15 protein-coding genes and 1 pseudogene are annotated in these 19,727 nt (G+C 66.5%); 9 read left to right on the top strand and 7 right to left on the bottom strand.

Features of this window, described 5'->3' with window-relative positions:
• The first annotated feature begins 66 nt into the window (after window positions 1-66).
• The 5 genes and pseudogenes from WKH79_RS11640 (at window position 67) to WKH79_RS11620 (ending at window position 8,710) form a co-directional block, all read left to right on the top strand.
• Window positions 67-1,289: pseudogene (locus tag WKH79_RS11640) on the top strand (TIGR04063 family PEP-CTERM/XrtA system glycosyltransferase).
• 28 nt (window positions 1,290-1,317) lie between these two features.
• Window positions 1,318-2,031, top strand: coding sequence for a hypothetical protein (locus WKH79_RS11635; protein WP_341858968.1), 714 nt, complete (start codon window positions 1,318-1,320; stop codon window positions 2,029-2,031).
• Window positions 2,013-2,378 (top strand): hypothetical protein, encoded by a 366-nt coding sequence (locus WKH79_RS11630; RefSeq protein WP_341858967.1) that lies wholly within the window; start codon window positions 2,013-2,015, stop codon window positions 2,376-2,378. Before WKH79_RS11635 ends, WKH79_RS11630 begins: the two co-directional genes overlap by 19 nt.
• Before the next feature lie 234 nt (window positions 2,379-2,612).
• Window positions 2,613-7,268, top strand: coding sequence for a glutamate synthase large subunit (gltB, locus tag WKH79_RS11625; RefSeq protein ID WP_341858966.1), 4,656 nt, complete (start codon window positions 2,613-2,615; stop codon window positions 7,266-7,268).
• A 5-nt stretch (window positions 7,269-7,273) separates the two neighbouring features.
• Window positions 7,274-8,710, top strand: coding sequence for a glutamate synthase subunit beta (locus tag WKH79_RS11620; RefSeq protein WP_341858965.1), 1,437 nt, complete (start codon window positions 7,274-7,276; stop codon window positions 8,708-8,710).
• Here the strand turns inward: WKH79_RS11620 and WKH79_RS11615 are convergent.
• Both WKH79_RS11615 and WKH79_RS11610 read right to left on the bottom strand, forming a co-directional pair.
• Complete coding sequence (locus tag WKH79_RS11615; protein ID WP_341858964.1) at window positions 8,707-9,696, bottom strand: hypothetical protein; 990 nt, start codon at window positions 9,694-9,696, stop codon at window positions 8,707-8,709. The genes WKH79_RS11620 and WKH79_RS11615 overlap by 4 nt on opposite strands.
• Window positions 9,697-9,766: 70 nt before the next feature.
• Window positions 9,767-10,549, bottom strand: coding sequence for an enoyl-CoA hydratase (locus WKH79_RS11610; RefSeq protein ID WP_341858963.1), 783 nt, complete (start codon window positions 10,547-10,549; stop codon window positions 9,767-9,769).
• Between the two features lie 84 nt (window positions 10,550-10,633).
• Here WKH79_RS11610 and WKH79_RS11605 point away from each other — a divergent pair, with 84 nt between their 5' ends.
• On the top strand, window positions 10,634-11,413 hold the full coding sequence (locus WKH79_RS11605; RefSeq protein WP_341858962.1) for an SDR family oxidoreductase: 780 nt from the start codon (window positions 10,634-10,636) through the stop codon (window positions 11,411-11,413).
• Between the two features lies 1 nt (window position 11,414).
• Here WKH79_RS11605 and WKH79_RS11600 read toward each other — a convergent pair whose 3' ends face one another.
• Both WKH79_RS11600 and ung read right to left on the bottom strand, forming a co-directional pair.
• Window positions 11,415-12,896 (bottom strand): serine hydrolase domain-containing protein, encoded by a 1,482-nt coding sequence (locus tag WKH79_RS11600; RefSeq protein ID WP_341858961.1) that lies wholly within the window; start codon window positions 12,894-12,896, stop codon window positions 11,415-11,417.
• 75 nt (window positions 12,897-12,971) lie between these two features.
• Window positions 12,972-13,655, bottom strand: a complete 684-nt coding sequence (ung, locus tag WKH79_RS11595; RefSeq protein WP_341858960.1) for a uracil-DNA glycosylase — start codon at window positions 13,653-13,655, stop codon at window positions 12,972-12,974.
• 80 nt (window positions 13,656-13,735) lie between these two features.
• Between ung and WKH79_RS11590 the strand changes: the two genes are divergently transcribed.
• From WKH79_RS11590 to WKH79_RS11580, 3 genes are read left to right on the top strand one after another with little or no spacing between them, the layout of a single operon-like run.
• Window positions 13,736-14,353 carry a ribonuclease D gene (locus WKH79_RS11590; protein WP_050601606.1) on the top strand — a complete coding sequence of 206 codons (618 nt, stop codon included), beginning with the start codon at window positions 13,736-13,738 and terminating at the stop codon, window positions 14,351-14,353.
• Between the two features lie 24 nt (window positions 14,354-14,377).
• A complete protein-coding gene (gene lptC, locus WKH79_RS11585; RefSeq protein WP_341858959.1) occupies window positions 14,378-15,046 on the top strand; it encodes an LPS export ABC transporter periplasmic protein LptC in 669 nt (222 codons plus the stop codon).
• Window positions 15,046-15,594, top strand: a complete 549-nt coding sequence (locus WKH79_RS11580; protein ID WP_063506281.1) for an LptA/OstA family protein — start codon at window positions 15,046-15,048, stop codon at window positions 15,592-15,594. The genes lptC and WKH79_RS11580 overlap by 1 nt, the downstream gene beginning before the upstream one ends.
• Window positions 15,595-15,610: 16 nt before the next feature.
• On the opposite strand, the gene holA is transcribed toward WKH79_RS11580, so the two are convergent.
• Genes holA through leuS form a run of 3 tightly spaced genes read right to left on the bottom strand, consistent with a single transcriptional unit; the run spans window position 15,611 to window position 19,670 of the window.
• Entirely contained in the window at window positions 15,611-16,657 is a 1,047-nt protein-coding gene (holA, locus tag WKH79_RS11575) for a DNA polymerase III subunit delta (RefSeq protein ID WP_341858958.1), read from the bottom strand.
• Window positions 16,654-17,154: an LPS assembly lipoprotein LptE gene (gene lptE / locus WKH79_RS11570; protein ID WP_341858957.1), complete on the bottom strand. Its 501-nt coding sequence runs from the start codon at window positions 17,152-17,154 to the stop codon at window positions 16,654-16,656. The genes holA and lptE overlap by 4 nt, the downstream gene beginning before the upstream one ends.
• Window positions 17,154-19,670: a leucine--tRNA ligase gene (gene leuS, locus WKH79_RS11565; protein ID WP_341858956.1), complete on the bottom strand. Its 2,517-nt coding sequence runs from the start codon at window positions 19,668-19,670 to the stop codon at window positions 17,154-17,156. Before leuS ends, lptE begins: the two co-directional genes overlap by 1 nt.
• Window positions 19,671-19,727: the final 57 nt, after the last annotated feature.

The following is a 19,727-nucleotide window of genomic DNA, read 5'->3' as shown; positions in this document are numbered from 1 at the left end:
CCGCAGCGGCTCCTAATGCATCGCAGTTGACGCGCCGTTAAGCGTAATGTGACACATCAGCCCGCGATGACCCGCGTGCTTCACATCCTCGACCATTCGCTGCCGCTGCAATCGGGCTATACGTTCCGCACGCGTGCGATCCTCACCAGCCTGCAGAAAGCGGGGGTGGAGGTGCGCGCGATTACCGGCGCGCGGCATTCGGCCGAAGGTCCGCCCCGGGAAACGATCGACGGACTGACTTTCGAACGCCTGCCGGCTGCGCCAGCGCCGGGGGGCCGCCTGGCCTGCGCGAATGGCGCGAGATCGAGACCTTGCGCAAGCAGATCGAACGCGTCGCCCACGACTGGCAGCCGGATATCCTGCATGCCCATTCGCCCGCGCTGTGCGGAATGGCCGGCCTGCGCGCGGCGCGGCGGCTGGGCCTGCCACTAGTCTATGAAATCCGCGCTTTCTGGGAGGATGCCGCGGTCGGCAATGGCATGGGCCGCGAAGGATCGCTCAAGTACCGCCTCACGCGTGCGCTCGAAAACCGCGTGGTCGCGGGGGCCGACGCCGTGTTCACGATCTGCGAAGGGCTGCGTGCCGACTTGGTCGGGCGCGGTCATGATGCAGGCAAGATCGCCCTGTCGCCCAACGGTGTCGACCTGTCGTTGTTCGGCGAACCCGTCCCGCGCGACGATGCGCTGGCGCGCGAGATCGGTATCGGCGAAGGCCCGGTGATCGGCTTTATCGGCAGCTTCTACGATTACGAGGGGCTCGATGACCTGATCGCCGCGCTGCCCGCGCTGCGCGAGCGGCACCCCGGTGCCCAGCTGCTTCTGGTGGGCGGCGGACCGATGGATGCGGCGCTGCGCGCGCAGGCCGCGGCCTCGACTGCGACCGGCGCGATCGTCTTCACCGGACGCGTGCCGCATAGCGAGGTCGAACGCTATTATTCGCTGATCGACGTGCTCGCCTATCCGCGCAAACGCTCTCGGCTGACCGATCTGGTGACCCCGCTCAAACCGCTCGAGGCGATGGCGCAGCAGCGTATCGTCGCGGCCAGCGATGTCGGGGGACACCGCGAACTGATCGAAGCTGGAACCACCGGTCTGCTGTTCCCGCCCGGCGATCCGCCCGCGATCGCGGGCGCGCTGGCCGCGTTCATCGATGCCCGCGACAAGTGGCCCGACATGCGCCGCGCGGGGCGGGAGCATGTTGCCCGCCACCACGACTGGGCGCGGAATATCGAAGGTTATCAGCATATTTACCAAAAGCTGCTAGCAACCGATTCTTCCGCAGCCGCATAAGCGCCTGCCTAGTCTATAACGGGATCCCATGAGCGCAGCGAATCACCCTGCCCCGATCAGCAGCCATCCGCTTTTCAAATGGGCGGTAGGCGCGTGGTTCGCGCTGTTGCTGGGTCTCGGCCTCTTCGTCATGCCGGCTGCCGTGCATTTGTCACTGGGCGAACGGCTGGCGCTCGACACGGTGCTGACCGAACCAGCCTTGTTGCGGATCGCGCTCTCCGTTCTCGCTGCTGCACTCGGCCTGCTGATCGGCCTGGCGATCGCGATGCGCGTCACCGCGCTCAACGACGCCACCTACGGGGATGAGGAAACCGCCGACGACGGCCCCGTCGAGCCCAAGCCCGATCCCAAGTTCTGGCTGGGCGATGCGGACGAGACCGCCGAACACGTCACGGCTGCGCCGCCGCCCGAACCAATCGCCGCACCTGCGCCGCGGCGGCTGTTCAATCCGCGCGAGGATCTGGCCGAGGAGGGCATCGCCCCCTTCCGCGATCCGACTGCCATCCCCCCGCTTGCCGCCGATCCCATCGAAACGGCGCCGGGAGATGCCGAATTCGAGGATGTCGAACCGGCTGCGCAAGACCCTTTCTCCACCGAGCTATGGGCCGATCCGCTATCCGACGACAGCGACGATGATGCCTGGATCGTGACGGAACACGATCCGCTGGATCATCCGGACGAACCGATCGAGCTCCCCCCTCGGCACCCGAACCTTCGATCACCGTGGCCGTCGATCCGGTAGACGAAGACCATCACGCTTTCGGCAGCGAAATGGCGGGCGAAGGTCGTTTCGAAACCGCCGAGGGCGCGGGTGAACCGTCCGTGGCCCCGCTGATGGTCCGGCCCTCGTTAGGGGAACTTTCGCTCGAGGAACTGACCCAGCGGTTGGGTGACGCGTTGGCAGCCTGTAAGGCCGAGGATGCGGACGCAGCGCAGCCATCCGATTCGGTGGTTGCGTTCCTCCAGCGCGAAACCGCGCGCGAGTCTGCGCAGCATCACGCAGACCGTGGCGAACCGGAGCAAGAGGATCCGCAGGCCGAACTACGCCGCGCGCTCGACAAGCTTACCCGGATCGGGAAGCCCGACTAATCCCTACGGGCTGACCCGGGGCCTTCCGTTACGGAATCGCGCAATACAGCGTAATTCTTGCGGCGGCTGAAATTTTGCTACGCGTCTCGCAGTTGCAAAATTTCGATGCTGTCGGCATGAAGCTCCTTCGCGCAATTTTGCAGGTGTCGCCAGCGGCACTGCCAGACCATGCTCCCGGCCGCCCCGCCATCGCTGCGAGGCCGGTCGGCGGGCCCGAAGAAGGACGCTTCGCCCATGGGACGCACGCCGCCCCAAGCCGCCACGGGTCTTTACGATCCGCGTAACGAACACGACGCCTGCGGCGTCGGCATGGTCGCGCATATCAAGGGCGCGAAGAGCCATGACATCGTTACCCAGGCGCTCGAAATCCTCGCCAATCTCGACCACCGCGGGGCGGTGGGCGCCGATCCGCTGCTGGGTGACGGCGCTGGGATCCTGCTGCAGGTGCCCGACCCGCTGTTCCGCAAATGGGCGGACGAGCACGGCCATTACCTGCCGCAGGCAGGCGATTATGCGGTGGCGATGTGCTTCCTCCCCGCGCAGGACGAGGCGCGCGATTTCGTGGAGAAACAGCTGGAGCGGTTCGCCGAGAAGGAAGGCCAGCGCGTGGTCGGCTGGCGCGACGTCCCCACCACGCTCGACGGTCTCGGCAAGGCCGTGATCAATTCGATGCCCGTCATCCGCCAGTGCATCATCGCGCGCGGCGAAAACTGCCCCGACGGCGACGCGTTCGAACGCAAGCTGGTGGTGATTCGCAAGCAGACGCTCAATCCGCTGGCTGCGCTCGAGGGCAAATACGACCTTCCGGGCCTGACCACTGCCTACATCCCGAGCTTCTCGAGCCGCACCGTGGTCTACAAGGGGCTGCTGCTGGCGAACCAGGTGGGCAGCTTCTACGACGACCTGCGCGATCCCGATTGCGTATCGGCGCTCGGCCTCGTCCACCAGCGTTTCAGCACCAACACCTTCCCCAGCTGGCGGCTGGCGCACCCCTATCGCTTCATGGCGCACAATGGGGAAATCAACACGGTTCGCGGCAATGTGAACTGGATGGAAGCGCGCCGCCGGACGATGGAAAGCGAGCTGCTCGGCTCGGATCTCGACAAGATGTGGCCGCTGATCCCGCATGGCCAGTCGGACACCGCCTGCCTCGACAACGCGCTCGAACTGCTCGTGACGGGCGGTTACAGCCTCGCGCATGCGATGATGATGCTGATGCCCGAAGCCTGGGCGAAGAACGCGCTGATGGACCCGGCGCGCCGCGCATTCTACGAATATCACGCGGCGCTGATGGAACCGTGGGACGGTCCCGCCGCGGTCTGCTTTACCGACGGGCGCCAGATCGGCGCCTGTCTCGACCGCAACGGCCTGCGCCCGGCGCGCTGGTGCACCACCAAGGACGATCTCGTCGTGCTGGCGTCGGAAAGCGGCGTGCTGCCGTTCGACGATGCCGATATCACGCGCAAATGGCGGCTTCAGCCGGGCCGCATGCTGCTGATCGACCTCGAACAGGGCCGCATCGTCGAAGACGAGGAGCTCAAGACCGAGCTCGCCAATGCGCAGCCCTATGAGCAATGGCTCAAAGCGGCGCAGTACAAGCTCAAGGACCTCGACCATATCGAGCCCGATCTGAGCGAGATCCCGACCACGGCCACCAGCCTGCTCGAACGCCAGCAGGCGTTCGGCTACACGCAGGAAGACGTGTCCCGCTTCCTCGAGCCGATGGCCCGCGGCAGCGAAGACCCGATCGGATCGATGGGCACCGATACCCCCATCGCGGTGCTGTCCGACCGCAGCCGGCTGCTGTACGATTACTTCAAGCAGAACTTCGCCCAGGTCACCAATCCGCCGATCGATCCGATCCGCGAAGAACTGGTGATGAGCCTGCTGTCGATGATCGGTCCGCGGCCCAATCTGCTGGGCCGCGATGCCGGTACGCATAAGCGGCTCGAAGTCAGCCAGCCGATCCTCACCAATGAAGGCCTGGCCAAGATCCGTTCGGTCGAAGTCGCGCTCGACGGGGCATTCCGCACCGCCACCATCGACATCACCTGGGACGCCAGCACCGGGGCCGAAGGGCTCGCCATGGCGCTCAAGGAAATGTGCTGGGCGGCGACCGAAGCGGTGCTGGGCGATGCCAACATCCTCATCCTGTCCGACCGCGGCCAGGGCCCGGACCGCATTCCCATGCCCGCGCTGCTGGCGACCGCCGCCGTGCATCACCAGCTGGTGCGCCAGGGGCTGCGGATGCAAACCGGCCTCGTCATCGAAACCGGCGAAGCGCGCGAGGTGCATCATTTCTCCGCGCTGGCGGGCTACGGCGCCGAGGGGATCAACCCCTATGTCGCGTTCGAGACGCTCGAGGATCTGCGCGCCAAGCGCTTCCCCGACCGCGATCCCGCGGACGTGCGCCAGAACTACGTCAAGGCAGTCGGCAAAGGCATTCTCAAGGTCATGTCCAAGATGGGCATCTCGACCTACCAGTCCTATTGCGGCGCCCAGATCTTCGACGCCGTCGGGCTCAATTCCGAGTTCATCGATACCTATTTCACCGGCACCGCGACCACCATCGAAGGCATCGGCCTCGCCGAGGTAGCCGAGGAAGCGGTGCAGCGCCACGCACAGGCCTATGGCGACAATCCGCTGTACAAGGGCATGCTCGATGTCGGCGGGATCTACCAGTACCGCCTGCGCGGCGAAGCGCATGCCTGGACCCCGCAATCGGTCGCGCAATTGCAGCATGCCGTGCGCGGCAACGACGCGAAGAATTACGAGGAATTCGCGCGTTCGATCAACGAACAGAGCGAACGCCTGCTGACCATTCGCGGGCTGATGGAACTGACCCCGGCCGAACAGCCGCTGTCGCTCGACGAGGTCGAACCCGCCGCCGAGATCGTCAAGCGGTTCAGCACCGGCGCGATGAGTTTCGGCTCGATCAGCCACGAAGCGCATTCGACGCTGGCGATCGCGATGAACCGCCTCGGTGGCCGTTCGAATACCGGCGAAGGCGGCGAGGAGCCCGAACGGTTCCTGCCGCTCGACAATGGCGATTCGATGCGCAGCCGGATCAAGCAGGTCGCCAGTGGCCGCTTCGGCGTGACCACCGAATATCTCGTCAATTCGGACGATATCCAGATCAAGATGGCCCAGGGCGCAAAGCCCGGCGAAGGCGGCCAGCTGCCCGGCCACAAGGTCGACAAGCGGATTGGCGCGGTGCGCCATGCGACGCCCGGCGTCGGGCTGATCTCGCCTCCGCCGCATCACGACATCTATTCGATCGAGGATCTGGCGCAGCTGATCCACGACCTGAAGAACGTCCAGCCCGAAGCGCGCATTTCGGTCAAGCTGGTGTCCGAAGTGGGCGTCGGCACGGTTGCCGCGGGCGTGTCGAAGTCCAAGGCCGACCACGTCACCATTTCGGGCTATGATGGCGGCACGGGCGCCAGCCCGCTGACCAGCCTGACACATGCCGGAAGCCCGTGGGAAATCGGCCTCGCCGAGACGCAGCAGACGCTGCTGCTCAACGATCTGCGCAGCCGTATCGCGGTGCAGGTCGACGGCGGGCTGCGGACCGGGCGCGATGTCGCGATCGGCGCGCTGCTCGGCGCGGACGAGTTCGGCTTCGCCACCGCTCCGCTGATCGCGGCGGGCTGCATCATGATGCGCAAGTGCCATCTCAACACCTGCCCGGTCGGGGTCGCCACGCAGGACCCCGAACTGCGCAAGCGCTTCACCGGCACGCCCGAGCACGTCATCAACTACTTCTTCTTCGTCGCCGAGGAATTGCGAACGATCATGGCCGAGATGGGCTTCCGCACGGTCGAAGAAATGATCGGCCGCGTCGACCGTCTCGACATGCGCCGGGTGGAACGACACTGGAAGGCGCACGGCGTCGATCTCAAGCGCGTGCTCCACGCGGTTCCGCTCGAGGAGGGGCGCGAGCTGTTCCAGACCGAAACGCAGGACCACGGCCTTGCGGCAGCGCTCGATGTCGAACTGATCGAAGCCTGCAAGCCCGCGATCGAAAGCGGGCAGGCAGTGCAGCTCGCCCGCCCGATACGCAATGTGAACCGCACGGTCGGCGCGATGCTGTCGGGTCGGATCGCCGAGGCGCACGGCCATGCCGGGCTTCCCGCGGACACGATCCGGATCGACTTCACCGGCGTGGCCGGCCAGAGCTTCGGGGCCTGGCTCGCGCATGGCGTCACCATCGGCCTGACGGGCGATGCCAACGACTATGTCGGCAAGGGCCTGTCGGGCGGACGGATCATCGTCCGTCAGCCCGAAGAGGCGCCGCGCGCACCGGGTGACAATATCATCGTCGGCAACACCGTGCTCTACGGCGCGATCGCGGGCGAAGCCTATTTCGAAGGTGTCGCGGGCGAACGCTTCGCAGTGCGCAATTCGGGCGCGGTCGCAGTGGTCGAGGGCACGGGCGACCATGGCTGCGAATACATGACGGGCGGCGTCGTCTGCGTGCTGGGCGCCACGGGGCGCAATTTCGCTGCCGGGATGAGCGGCGGGATCGCCTATGTCTACGACCCCAAGCGACGGTTCGAGGATCTGTGCAACCCGGCGCAGGTCGAGGTGCTCGATGTCCGGTCGGGCGATGGCGAAGGCGCCGACAAGAGCTGGGGTGCCCCGCAGCAGCGGCCCGTCACGGTCGAGAACGCCGGGATGGGCGATCCGCTCTACCATGATGCCGAACGGCTCAAGATCCTGGTCGAGCGCCACCACCTGCATACCGGCTCGGCCAAGGCCAAGAAGCTGCTCGACAATTGGAGCGCCGAACTGGGCAATTTCCGCAAGGTCATGCCGCGCGACTACCAGCGCGCGCTCAAGGCCCTCGAGGACGAACGCGAACAGGCCGCGATGGAAGCGGCGGAGTAAGGGTCATGGGCAAGGAAACCGGCTTTCTCGAATACGAGCGCGAGGATCGCACCTATCGCGATCCCGAAGAACGGCTGACGCATTACAAGGAATTCGTGGTCCCGCTGAGCGAGGAGCAGCTGCGCCGGCAGGCGGCGCGCTGCATGAACTGCGGCATTCCCTATTGCCACAACGGCTGTCCGGTGAACAACATCATCCCGGACTGGAACCACCTCGTCTATGAAGACGACTGGAAGAACGCGCTCGACGTCCTCCATTCGACCAACAATTTCCCCGAGTTTACCGGCCGGGTCTGCCCCGCCCCGTGCGAAGCGGCCTGCACGCTCAATATCGTCGATTCGCCGGTAACGATCAAAAGCATCGAATGCGCGATCATCGACCGCGGCTTCGAAGAAGGCTGGGTCAAGCCGCAGCTGCCCGAACAGCGCACCGGCAAGTCGGTAGCGGTGATCGGCAGCGGGCCTGCTGGCCTGGCCTGCGCACAGCAGCTGGCCCGCGCGGGCCATGCAGTCACCGTGTTCGAGAAGAGCGACCGGATCGGCGGATTGCTGCGCTACGGCATTCCCGACTTCAAGATGGAAAAGCACCTGATCAACCGACGCGCGGTGCAGATGGAGGCCGAAGGCGTCCAGTTCCGCACTTCGAGCGAAGTCGGGGTCGAAGTGAGCTTCCAGGCGCTGAAGGAGAATTTCGACGCGGTGGTCCTCGCGGGCGGTTCGGAAGAAGCCCGTATGCTCGACATCCCGGGTTCCGAACTCGACGGCGTGCGGCTGGCAATGGAATTCCTGACCCAGCAGAACAAGCGCAACGCGGGCGACGACGAAGTCCGCGCCGCACCGCGTGGCAGCCTGACCGCAACCGGCAAGCATGTCATCGTGATTGGCGGCGGTGACACGGGCAGCGACTGCGTGGGCACCAGCAACCGGCAGGGCGCAGCCAGCGTCACCCAGCTCGAGATCATGCCCAAGCCGCCCGAAAAGGAAGACAAGGCGCTGACCTGGCCCGACTGGCCGCTCAAGCTGCGCACCTCGTCGAGCCACGAGGAAGGCGTCGACCGCGACTGGGCGGTGCTGACCAAGCGCGTGATCGAGGAAAACGGCGTCGTTTCAGGGCTCGAATGCGTGCGGGTCGAATGGAAAGACGGCCGCATGCAGGAAGTGGCCGACAGCACGTTCACGCTCAAGGCCGACCTGATCCTGCTCGCCATGGGCTTTACCGGCCCCAAGCGGCGTGGCCTGCTCGACCGGGCGGGAGTCGATCTGGACGGGCGCGGCAATGTCGCGGCGGACACCGACTGGTATCTCACCAGCGAAGCCAATGTGTTCTCCTGCGGCGACATGCGGCGCGGGCAGAGCCTGGTGGTATGGGCGATCCGCGAAGGCCGGCAATGCGCCCGCGCCGTCGACCTCGCCCTGATGGGCGCAACCGAACTGCCGCGCTAGGCTTGAATTCGCCGGTTCAGGGCCGCGAGGAATTCCGCGCTGTCATCGATTCTGAGCGCGATCCGCACGACCTCGCGCGGCGCGCCGATGAGCGGCTTGATCGCTATTGGCCGATCCAGTTCCAGCATGATGTTGGGCCACGCCAGCAAGCCGTGATTGAGCGTGTCCCTGGCAGTGACTTGTTCGGATGCAACGCTGGGCACCACGCGCGCAATCTCGCCATAGGGCACCTGGGCATCGACCAGAATACCGCTCCGCACGCGCAGCCCTTCGTCGGTCAGCAGGACGGGATGGATGCGGAATGCCTGCGCCAGCCCCATTGCCCACAGAGCGCCGGCAGCGCCTAGAGCGGACCATATCCAAGCGGCAATCGCGCTCCATTGCAGCAGCAGAACGTGCATCACGGCAAGCTCGATCAGCTGCAAACCTAGAAAGACATAGATCATCGGCAACATGTACCGATGATAGTCGAACGCCTGCGCTCCGACCGGAATGTCCTGCCCGCGCCGCCAGCCCAGCAGGGCGAGGTGCATGATCCGCAGTTCCAGGCTCAAGAAGCGCACCAGCTTGGGCGGCAACGCCAGTTCTGCGGCCGCTTCGGGCGAGGCGCCCGCCGACCGGGCACGAATTACCACGGCAGCGGTCCACAGCGCGTACAGCCCCACCGTCAGCGCAATCGCAGCCAGCACGGGGGGCCACGATACTATCACCATGCGGACGGGTTCTGCCGCGCCGATTACGATGATCACGCCCGCAAGTGCTGCTGCCCCGAGCACCACGCGAACAGCCGGACGTTGGTCCGGCGCCTTCGCGATGGTTGCCAGAACCAGGCTATCCGCCACCACCCAGGCAAACAGCAATGCGGCCAGCGTGGCATTGGCTGCGGCCCAGTCGGTGTAGGTCATGCCACGCGCGGCCAGGATCGCCAGAGCGGGGAGGATGACCGGTGCAAGGCCGGTCAGACGGGCGGTTCGCTGCCGTTCCATACGGCCGGAATACACTGTCGAGCCGCGCAACGGAACCGCTTTGCCCGCAACGCATATGCTGGCGCATGCATCATCCCTGCGTGCGGCCGCGCGCCTGGACGGCGGTGCGGCGGGCTTCGAGCTCGCCGGGGCGCACGGCGCTGTTGGCGGCCGAGGACTGCCGGTGTTCGATCGCCAGCCCCTCGCCGAAACTGGCGGCATAGCCTTCGTCGATCAGCCGCTTGTATCCGGCAAGGAAGGCGGGGTCGACGCTTCCCATGTCGGCAGCCAGGCGGCGCGCCTCCGCGAGCAGAGACTCCGGCGCGACCACGCGGTTGACGAGCCCCCAGCGTTCGGCCGTGGCGGCATCGAGGAAATTGCCGGTAAAGCTGAGCTCCTTGGCGCGACTGATGCCGATCATCCGGCTGAGTTTCTGCGACAGCCCCCAGCCCGGCACCACGCCGACCCGCGCATGCGTATCGGCGAAGCGCGCGTTGCTGCTGGCAATCAGCACGTCGCAGGCGAGCGCGACTTCGAACCCACCGGTGATCGCCACGCCATTGATCGCGCCGATCACCGGCTTGCGGCAGTTTTCGATCGCCTTGACCGGGTTTTCGTCCGCCCCCTCGGCATTGGCTGCGCCCAACGCGCCTTCCTGCGATCCCAGTTCCTTGAGATCGAGCCCGGCAGTAAACGCCCGCGTCCCCGCGCCGGTGAGGATCACTGCCCGCACACCGTCATCGGCATCCAGCGCGGTCATCACCTTGTAGAGACGATGGCGCAGCACTTTCGACAGGGCATTCATCGCTTCGGGGCGGTTGAGCGTGACGGTGGCGATGCCGCCGGCGATCTCGGTCAGGATGAGGTCGGTCATCCTGCCAGCCTAGCGAACAAGTTGCATCTTGCAATCTTTCGCCCGCTGCCCTTCACTGCGCGCCGAGCGAGAGGAGACGCAAATATGGCTTTCAAACCCTTCGACCTGACCGGCAAGACGGCAGTGGTCACCGGCGGCAATGGCGGTATCGGCCTGGGCATGGCCGAAGGGCTTGCGGCAGCGGGCGCCGACGTCGCGATCTGGGGGCGCAATGCGGACAAGAACGCCGCCGCGCTCGAACGGCTCAAAGCGCATGGTACGCGCGTGGAGGCGCTGGAGGTCGATGTTGCCGATGAACAGGCGTTGGTCGATGCGATGGCCGAAAGCCTGTCACGCCTAGGCCGGATCGACAGCTGCATCGCCAATGCCGGCGTGGGCGGCGGCGCGCCGCTGACCGAACAGACGACCGAGCAGTGGCGCAAGGTCACCGCGGTCAATCTCGATGCGGTGTTCTGGACGTTTCGCGAAGCGGCCAGGCACATGGTCGCGCGCGCCGAGCAAGGCGACAAGGGCGGATCGCTGCTGGTCACATCGAGCGTGTCGGCGATCCATGGCGCGCCGCAGAACCAGGCCTATGCCGCGACCAAGGCAGGCGTACTGGCGATGGTCCGCGGTACCGCAGTCGAACTGGCGCGCCACGGCATCCGCGCCAATGCGATCCTGCCCGGCTGGATCGCCACCGAAATGACCGAGCGGTTGCAGAACTGGGATGCGTTCAACGACAAGGCGATTGGCCGCGTGCCGATGCGGCGCTGGGGCGAGGGCGAGGATTTCGCCGGCATGGCCGTGTATTTCGCCAGCGATGCGAGCAAGTTCCACACCGGCGATTCGGTGGTGATCGACGGCGGCTATTCGATCTTCTGAGCTAGAGGCCGCGCAGCCGGGGGGAAAGGTTCGCGTGCCGGCGGATCGCGCGGACCTGCCCGGCTGCATCGCGTTCGAAAGTCACCGCCTCGCGTTCGGCCCCCTTGTCGGTCACCACGCGGAAGCGGTCACCGCCCAGCGGTTTCAGGCGCCACAGCCCGCGGGCAGGCTCGACCGCATCGGGATCGAGCCAGGTCAGCCCGCCGGCCCAGGGAATCAGCATGAAATCCGAATCCCACGGCTGGCCGCTATACATGCCGGTATAATCTGCCAGATCGACCCCCGCGGCGGGGTCGAACGGCGCCGCTTCGCCCCGGGCCTTGACCAGCGCGGCAATCCCGCGGGCGATGCCGCCGGGATCATCCATCGCATTCATCGCCACGGCCACGCCCATGCTTTCCGACGGTGCCAGCATCAGCGCGCTGCGATAACCCGGGCACGCGCCGCCATGGCCAACGACCGTGGTGCCGCCTTCCTGCCGGACGGAGAAGCCGAGACCCCAGCTCGTTTCCCAATCGGGCGAGATATAATGGACGCGCTGCATCTCGCGCAGGGTCGAGGGGCGCAGCACCTCTTCCTCGCCGCTGCTCGCCAATCGGAAGGTCCAGCTGGCGAATTTGGCGAGATCGGCCACGCTGGCGGTGAAGCCCGCCGCAGGCGTGATCCCCGCCGGATCGAACAGGCCGACCTCGGGCCGCGTGCCGTCGGCTTCGAGCGCGCCCCAGCCGACGGCCATCTGCTGGCCATAGAGCTGCGCAGGAATGCCGGCACGCGTATCGTCCAGTCCCAGCGGGCCGAGGATATTGGCGTCGACATACTCGGCATAGGGCGTGCCGCTGACCGCCTCGACGGTTTCGCCCACCAGCGTGAGCCCGAGGTTCGAATATTGCCAGGTGGTCGATGCGGGATAGAGCGGCGTCTGCTCCCGAATCGCCACGCGGACCTGCGCTTGGGAAGGGAAGGCGAAGTCGGGCCCGGTCCAATAGGGGAAGTCGGCTTCGCGCGGCAGGCCGGCCGAATGCGTCAGCAGGCCGCGCAGCGTGATCGGCACGCTGTCCCGCGGGTCGTCGGCCAGCCGGGCCCAGGGAAGATAGCGTTCGATCGGCGCGTCGAGAGCGACCGTGCCGCGTTCCCACTGCTGCATCAGCGCAACGGCGGTGAACAGCTTGGAAATCGAACAAATCGAATAGATCGTATCGGGCGTCGCCGGGATCCGGCCCGCGCGGTCGGTGGTGCCGAAGCCCTTCGCCCAGACGGTTGCATCGCCCCGCACCATCGCGGCCGAGATTGCGGGAATCCTGCGATACCGCCGCTGCCCGTCGATCCACAGTTCGGCAGCGCGCATCGCCTCACCCAGGGCGGCGGCCTTCGCCGGATCGAGCGCCTCGGCGCCGACCGGCGGTGCATCCTGCGCATCTGCGGCGCCCGGAACCGCCATGCCCCAAGCCGCGAGTGCCGCGCCTGCCCGGAAAACCGCCTTCATCGCTCGTACTCCCAGAGTGGAGCGCGACTGTCCTATACGCGCCGGCCCATGGCAAGCGGCTCCGCCTTGGGGCAGCTAGACCTGCCAGTCGACCGGGGCGCGGCCACGCTCTGTCAGGAATGCGTTCGCGCGGCTGAAGGGGCGCGAACCGAAGAACCCGCGATAGGCCGAGAGCGGGCTGGGATGCGGGCTTTCGATCACGCAGTGCTGCCCGGCACGCAGTCCTTCGATGCGTTTCGCCTTGGCCTGCGCATGGCTGCCCCAGAGGATGAACACGCTGGGCTCCGCGCGCGCCGCCACTGCAGCGACGCAGGCGTCGGTGACCGTTTCCCAGCCGCGCCCGGCATGGCTGGCGGCCTTGCCGCCTTCGACCGTCAGCGTACTGTTGAGCAGCAGCACGCCGCGGCGCGCCCAGGCGCTCAGATCGCCATGCGCGGGGCGCGCGATGCCCAGGTCGGCTTCCAGCTCCTTATAGATGTTCGCCAGGCTCGGCGGGACCTTCACCCCTTCGGGGACTGCAAAGCACAGGCCCATCGCCTGCCCCGGCCCATGATAAGGATCCTGCCCGAGGATCACGACCTTCACCGCGTCGAGCGGAGTCAGCTCGAGCGCCGCCAGCCGGCAACCGCGCGGCGGGTAGACCGGTTTGCCCGCGCGCTCTTCCTCGACCAGGAATCCGCCCAATTGCCGCGCCTGCGGGGTCGCCAGCACCGGGCCCAGAGCGGCCTGCCAGCTTTCGGGGATTTCGTCGGTCGCCATGAGGACAGGACTAGGCCGCCCGGGCGCGCCTCGCCAGCACCCCCTTCCCAGCAATCCCCGATGCGCCTAAGGCCTCGGCCATGGCAGTGCATTTCCACGAAGAAGACCTCCCCGCAGGCGTCCTCGCCGATGGCCCCGTGGCCGTCGATACCGAAACCATGGGTCTTGTCACGATCCGCGACCGGCTGTGCGTCGTCCAGATCAGCGACGGCAAGGGCGACGAGCACCTTGTCCGCTTTGCGCCCGACAGCGATTACGACGCGCCCAATCTCAAGGCGGTGCTGGCCGATCCCGCACGGCTCAAGCTGTTCCATTTCGCGCGCTTCGACCTCGCCGCGATCGAATATTACCTCGGGGTGGAAGCGACGCCCTGCTATTGCACCAAAATCGCCAGCAAGCTGGTCCGTACCTATACCGACCGCCACGGGCTCAAGATGCTGGTCGAGGAACTGCTCGGCGAAAGCATTTCCAAGGCACAGCAGTCGAGCGACTGGGGCGGCCCCGACCTCAACGACGCGCAGCGCGACTATGCCGCGAGCGACGTACGCTACCTGCACCGCATGAAGGAAGAGCTGGACCGCCGGCTGGCGCGCGAAGGCCGCACCGAAATGGCGCAGGCCTGTTTCGATTTCCTGCCCACCCGCGCGCGGCTCGATGTCGCCGGCTGGGCGGATCACGATATTTTCAGCCACATGTAAGGATCACGCGGGTAGGCGGGACACATGGCATTGCGGCAGCGCAGGATCGAAACCCAGGAGGCGAAGGAGCGCCGCGGCGAACGCCGCCTCTGGGCCGAGCCCGGCGGCTCGCACGACCGGCTGGTCGCCGTGCTGGCCCGCGTGTTGCCGATGGGCGTCGGCGTGCTCGCCGCGCTGATGGTGATCACCCCGCTCAGCCCGCGCGGCGAGATCAGCTTCCTGCTCGACCGGAACAAGGTCGCGGTGATCGAGGACCGGCTGCGCGTCGATAACGCGCTCTACCGCGGCGCCGACAACCAGGGCCGGCCCTTTTCGCTGACTGCCGGCGAAGCGGTCCAGCGCTCGAGCGCGGAGGGCATCGTCAGGATGAACGATCTCGTCGCGCGGTTGCTGCTCGAGGAAGGTCCCGCGCGCCTGAGCGCGCAGGCCGGGCTCTACGATATCGACGAAGACACCGTGGCGGTGACCGGACCGATGCGGATGATCGCGGCGGATGGCTACCGCATGATGGCGCGCGATGTCTCGGTCGATCTCGACACCAAGCAACTCGTCGGTGCGGGGGGCGTCGAAGGCGCGATTCCCGCCGGGACGTTCAGCGCCGATCGCTTGACCGCCGATCTGTCGGCGCGCACCGTTACCCTGACGGGCAATGCGCGGCTGCGCATGGAGCCCGGCAAGCTGAGGATGCCCTGATGAAGCCCCTGCTCTCCACCATCGCCCGCTGGGGCATCGGATCGTTTGCCGTCACCGCCGCAGGTTTCGCCGGCATCCAGCTGTCGGCGCAGGCGATCGCCTCGCACAATTCGAACGCGCCGGTTTCCTATGCCGCCGACCGGATCGAATTGCAGGACCGGGAAAACCGCGTCGTCCTGTCGGGCAATGTTCAGATCACGCAGGCCGGGCTCGGCTTGTCCGCAGCGCGCACGATCGTCAGCTACTCGGACGCCGGCAGCCTCAGCATCCAGCGGATCATGGCGACCGGCGGGGTAACCGTATCGCGCGGCAACGAGCGCGCGCGCGGCGATACCGCGGTCTACGACTTCAACCGCCGGATCATCACCATGGCCGGCAATGTTCGGCTCAACCGCGGGGGCGATACGCTCAACGGGGGACGGCTGGTGATTGATCTGGCCTCCGGCGTGTCGAGCGTCGACGGCCGCGCCAGCGGCTCGTCCTCGGTTACGGGCGAAGGCCAGTCGGGCGGCCGCGTAACCGGCAGCTTCTCGGTCCCCGAGAACTGAGCCGGCTGCGGCGCGCCTAGCGCGCCCGTGCCCCGGCAACGCGGGCGATATCGGCGAGACCCTGCGCCAGCAGCAATTCGGCAGCCTGGCTGTTGGTCAGCAAGTCACGGTGCAGCGTCACCAGCCTCTGGGTCAGCCGGCCCAGCTTGTCGCCGTGCCGCCACAGCGCCAGCTGCTGACCGATGTCGCGCTTTTCCTTGAAGAATATCCCCAGCCGCGCTTCCTCGCCGCGGTCGAGATCGCCGAAGGACCGCGGGCCCAGCGCGGCGGCGATGCGCGCGAGCTGCGCCGCCCGGCGTTCGAATGCCAGGAGCACGCCGACAGGGTTGAGCCCGAGCTGCTTCATCCGCGCCAGTTCGGTGCCTACCTTGGCCGCCTGTCCGCCCATCACCGCATTGACCAGCGGGGTGAAGCCATCGTCCTCGCTCGCCGCGCCGATCGCATCGAGGTCTTCCGCGGTCGCGCTCTGCGGGCTTTGCGCACTGGCATCGAGATAGAGCGCGAGTTTCTCCACCTCGCTCTTCGCCAGTCGCACGTCGAGATTGGCCGCACGTGCAATCCGTTCGGCCAGGTCGCCGCCCAGTCGCACCCCCGCCCCGTCGGCAAGGCCGCGCACGCTGCGGGTTACCGATTGCAGGTCGGGTGGATAGAACATCGCCACCAGCGCATCCTTGCGCTTTTCGAGGAGCTTGGCGGAGCGCGACTTGTCGGTGGCCGAGGTGGCGACCACGATGACCGGGCAGGCCTCGCCGCCGCCCGCTTCGCTGGTTTCAACCAGCACCTTGAGCGCTTCATGCGCCTCGTCGCCGTTGGCCCGCACCCAGATATGCCGCTGGTCGCCGAACAGCGAATTGGTCCGAGCCTCGTCGCCCAGCCGCGCGGGATCGCCGCGCAGTTCGGCACCCGACATTTCGACGCGTTCGCCCGGTTCGGGCAGCCAGGTCACGAGGTCGTTGGCGGCCGCACTGGCGCCGGCTTCGTCCTGTCCGCAGAAAAAGAAAATGCCGCAGCCCTGGGCGGCGCTGCGTCCCTTGGCCGCGAAATCGCGGTTGCTGAGCTTCACTGTGCCGCGTCGCCCTGCCGCCGCAAGGCCAGCGCGATCCGCGTCACCATCCGCTGCGCAAGATCCTGCGACAGGTTCTGCAGCGCGGTCTGTTCAGCGGCGATAACCGCATATTCGCTCGACACCACGTCGATCCCGGCATCCGAGCCATCGGTCGCATCGAGCAGGATTTCGCCCGTGGCGAGGTCGACCAGCTGATAGCGCGCCCGCAGCGTCCGCCGCTCGCGGCTGATCGTATCGTCGCGCAGCACCGCAAGCCCTTCGAGCTGGTCGTCGAGCCGGACATCGATCCGGTATTGCGGGCTGACCGTGCCTGCTGCGCCGAAGCGTTCCTCGAGCGCGCTGCGCACCAGCCAGCCGGCCCGCCCTTCGATCGGCGCGACCTCGATCGCGGCCATGGATTGCGCGACCGCGCCGCTGCCGCCGCCCGCATACATGGGCGACAGGCCGCAGGCCGACAGCGTGCAGAGGGCGAGGCAGACGAGGACGATGCGCATCAAGTGACGATATTCACCAATCTGTCGGGCACCACAATGACCTTGCGGATTTCCGCCCCGTCGAGCGAACGCTGCACCTTTTCCGAGGCCAGCGCCATCGCCTCGAGATCTTCCTTCGAAGCGCCCTTGGGCGCGGTCAGCGTGTCGCGCAGCTTGCCCTTGTGCTGGACCGCGATGGTCACCTCGTCCTCGACCAGCAGCGCGGGATCGACTGCGGGCCAGGCGGCATCGGCCACCAGGCCGTCGGTGCCCAGCGAAGCCCAGGCTTCCTCGGCCAGATGCGGCATCATCGGTGCGACCAGTTGCACCAGCGTGCGGATCGCGGCCGACCGGCTGGCCGAAGGCTGCGCCTTTTCGACCGCTCCGGTCAGTTCGTAGATCCGCGCCACCGCCTTGTTGAAACCCAGCGATTCGATGTCCTCGGCCACCGCAGCGACCGTCTGGTGCATCTTGCGCAGCAGCGGCTTGTCCTCGCCTTCGGCCCCTGCGTCATGGGCCGCGAACAAGCGCCACAGGCGATGCACGAAACGGCTGCAGCCCTCGATCCCGGCTTCGGACCACGGCAGGTCGCGTTCGGGGGGGCTGTCGGACAGCATGAACCAGCGCACCGCGTCGGCGCCATAGGTGTCGACGATGGTGTCGGGGTCGACCACGTTCTTCTTCGACTTGGACATCTTGATGACGCGGCCGATCTCGACCGCGCCGCCATCTGCCTTGAGCAGCGCGCGTTCGGCTTCGCGGCTGATCTCGTCCGGCGCGAAGTAGAGCGTCTTGCTCCCGTCCTTGCGGCTGTAGGTCTCATGCGTGACCATGCCTTGCGTGAACAGCGAGGCGAAGGGTTCGGTCACGTCGATCTGGCCCATATGCGCCAGTGCGCGGGTCCAGAACCGGGCGTAGAGCAGGTGCAGGATCGCGTGTTCGATCCCGCCGATATACTGTTCGACCGGCAGCCACTTGGCGATCTCGTCCCTGTCGAACGGCTTGTCCGCGGGCTGGCTGGCGAAGCGCAGGAAATACCACGAACTGTCGACGAAAGTGTCGAGCGTGTCGGTCTCGCGTTCCGCCTTCCCGCCGCATTTGGGGCAATCGACATGTTTCCAAGTGGGATGGCGCAACAGCGGATTGCCCGGAGTCCGGAAATCGACATCCTCGGGCAGCGTGATCGGCAGGCTGTCCTTGGGCGCGGGGACCACGCCGCATTTCTCGCAATGGATGAAGGGGATCGGCGTGCCCCAGTACCGCTGGCGCGACACACCCCAGTCGCGCAGCCGCCACACGGTCTTGCCGCTGCCGCGTCCCTGTTCCTCGATGCGCGCGATGATTGCGCGCTTGGCGTCCTCGACTTCCATCCCGTCGAGAAAGTCCGAATTGACGAGCACGCCCTCCCCCGCCTCGGCCTCGCCGTTGAAGGGCTTGTTCGCCTGATCGGCGCTCGGAGCGACGACCCGGGGGATCGGCAGGCCGTATTTGGTCGCGAATTCGAAATCGCGCTGGTCGTGGCCCGGTACCGCCATGATCGCGCCGGTGCCGTAATCCATCAGCACGAAGTTCGCGATATAGACGGGCAGGTCTGCGCCGGTGAACGGGTGCTTGGCGGTGATCCCGGTATCGAAACCCAGCTTCTCGGAGGTTTCGAGTTCGGCCGCCGTGGTGCCGCCCCTCTTGCATTCGGCAATGAAGGCGCGGGCCTCGTCGCTGTCGACCGCTTGCGCGACCGGATGGTCGGCGGCAACTGCGACGAAGCTCGCGCCGAAGATCGTGTCGGGCCGCGTGGTATAGACCGGCAGCGTGTCGCCATTCGACAGATCGAAAGCGAATTCGAGCCCCTTGGACTTGCCGATCCAGTTTTCCTGCATCAGCCGGACCTTGTCTGGCCAATTCTCGAGGTTGCCGAGCCCTTCGAGCAATTCCTCGGCGAAATCGGTGATCTTGAGGAACCACTGGTTCAGCTTGCGCTTCTCGACCTCGGCGCCGCTGCGCCAGCCCTTGCCGTCGATCACCTGTTCATTGGCGAGCACGGTCATGTCGACCGGGTCCCAATTGACCTCGCTCTCCTTGCGATAGACGAGGCCCGCCTCGTAGAGATCGATGAACAGCGCCTGCTCGTGCCCGTAGTAATCGGGTTCGCAGGTCGCCAACTCGCGCGACCAGTCAAGCGCGAAGCCGAGGCGCTTCAGCTGCGCCTTCATGTGTTCGATATTGTCGCGGGTCCAGCCGCCCGGGTGGACGCCCTTTTCCATCGCCGCATTTTCGGCGGGCATGCCGAAGGCGTCCCAGCCCATCGGGTGCAGCACCTCGTGCCCCACCGCCTTCTTGTAGCGCGCCAGCACGTCGCCCATCGTGTAATTGCGCACATGGCCGATATGGATGCGTCCCGAAGGATAGGGGAACATCTCGAGCACGTAGCTCTTGGGCTTGGGGGAAGCGCTATCCGCGCGGAAGGTCTGCGCCTGTTCCCACGCGCTTTGCCAGCGCGCATCAGCGCGGGCGGGATCGAAACGGGTTTCGCTGCTCATGCGAGCGGCGTTTACGGATTTTGCGGGCTATGGGAAGGCGCTTTTCCGGTTGCGCCC

Origin of the sequence: Qipengyuania sp. GPGPB31 (assembly GCF_038396345.1) — a bacterium.
Lineage (GTDB): Bacteria > Pseudomonadota > Alphaproteobacteria > Sphingomonadales > Sphingomonadaceae > Qipengyuania > Qipengyuania citrea.
This window is presented reverse-complemented; position numbering and strand designations above follow the sequence as displayed.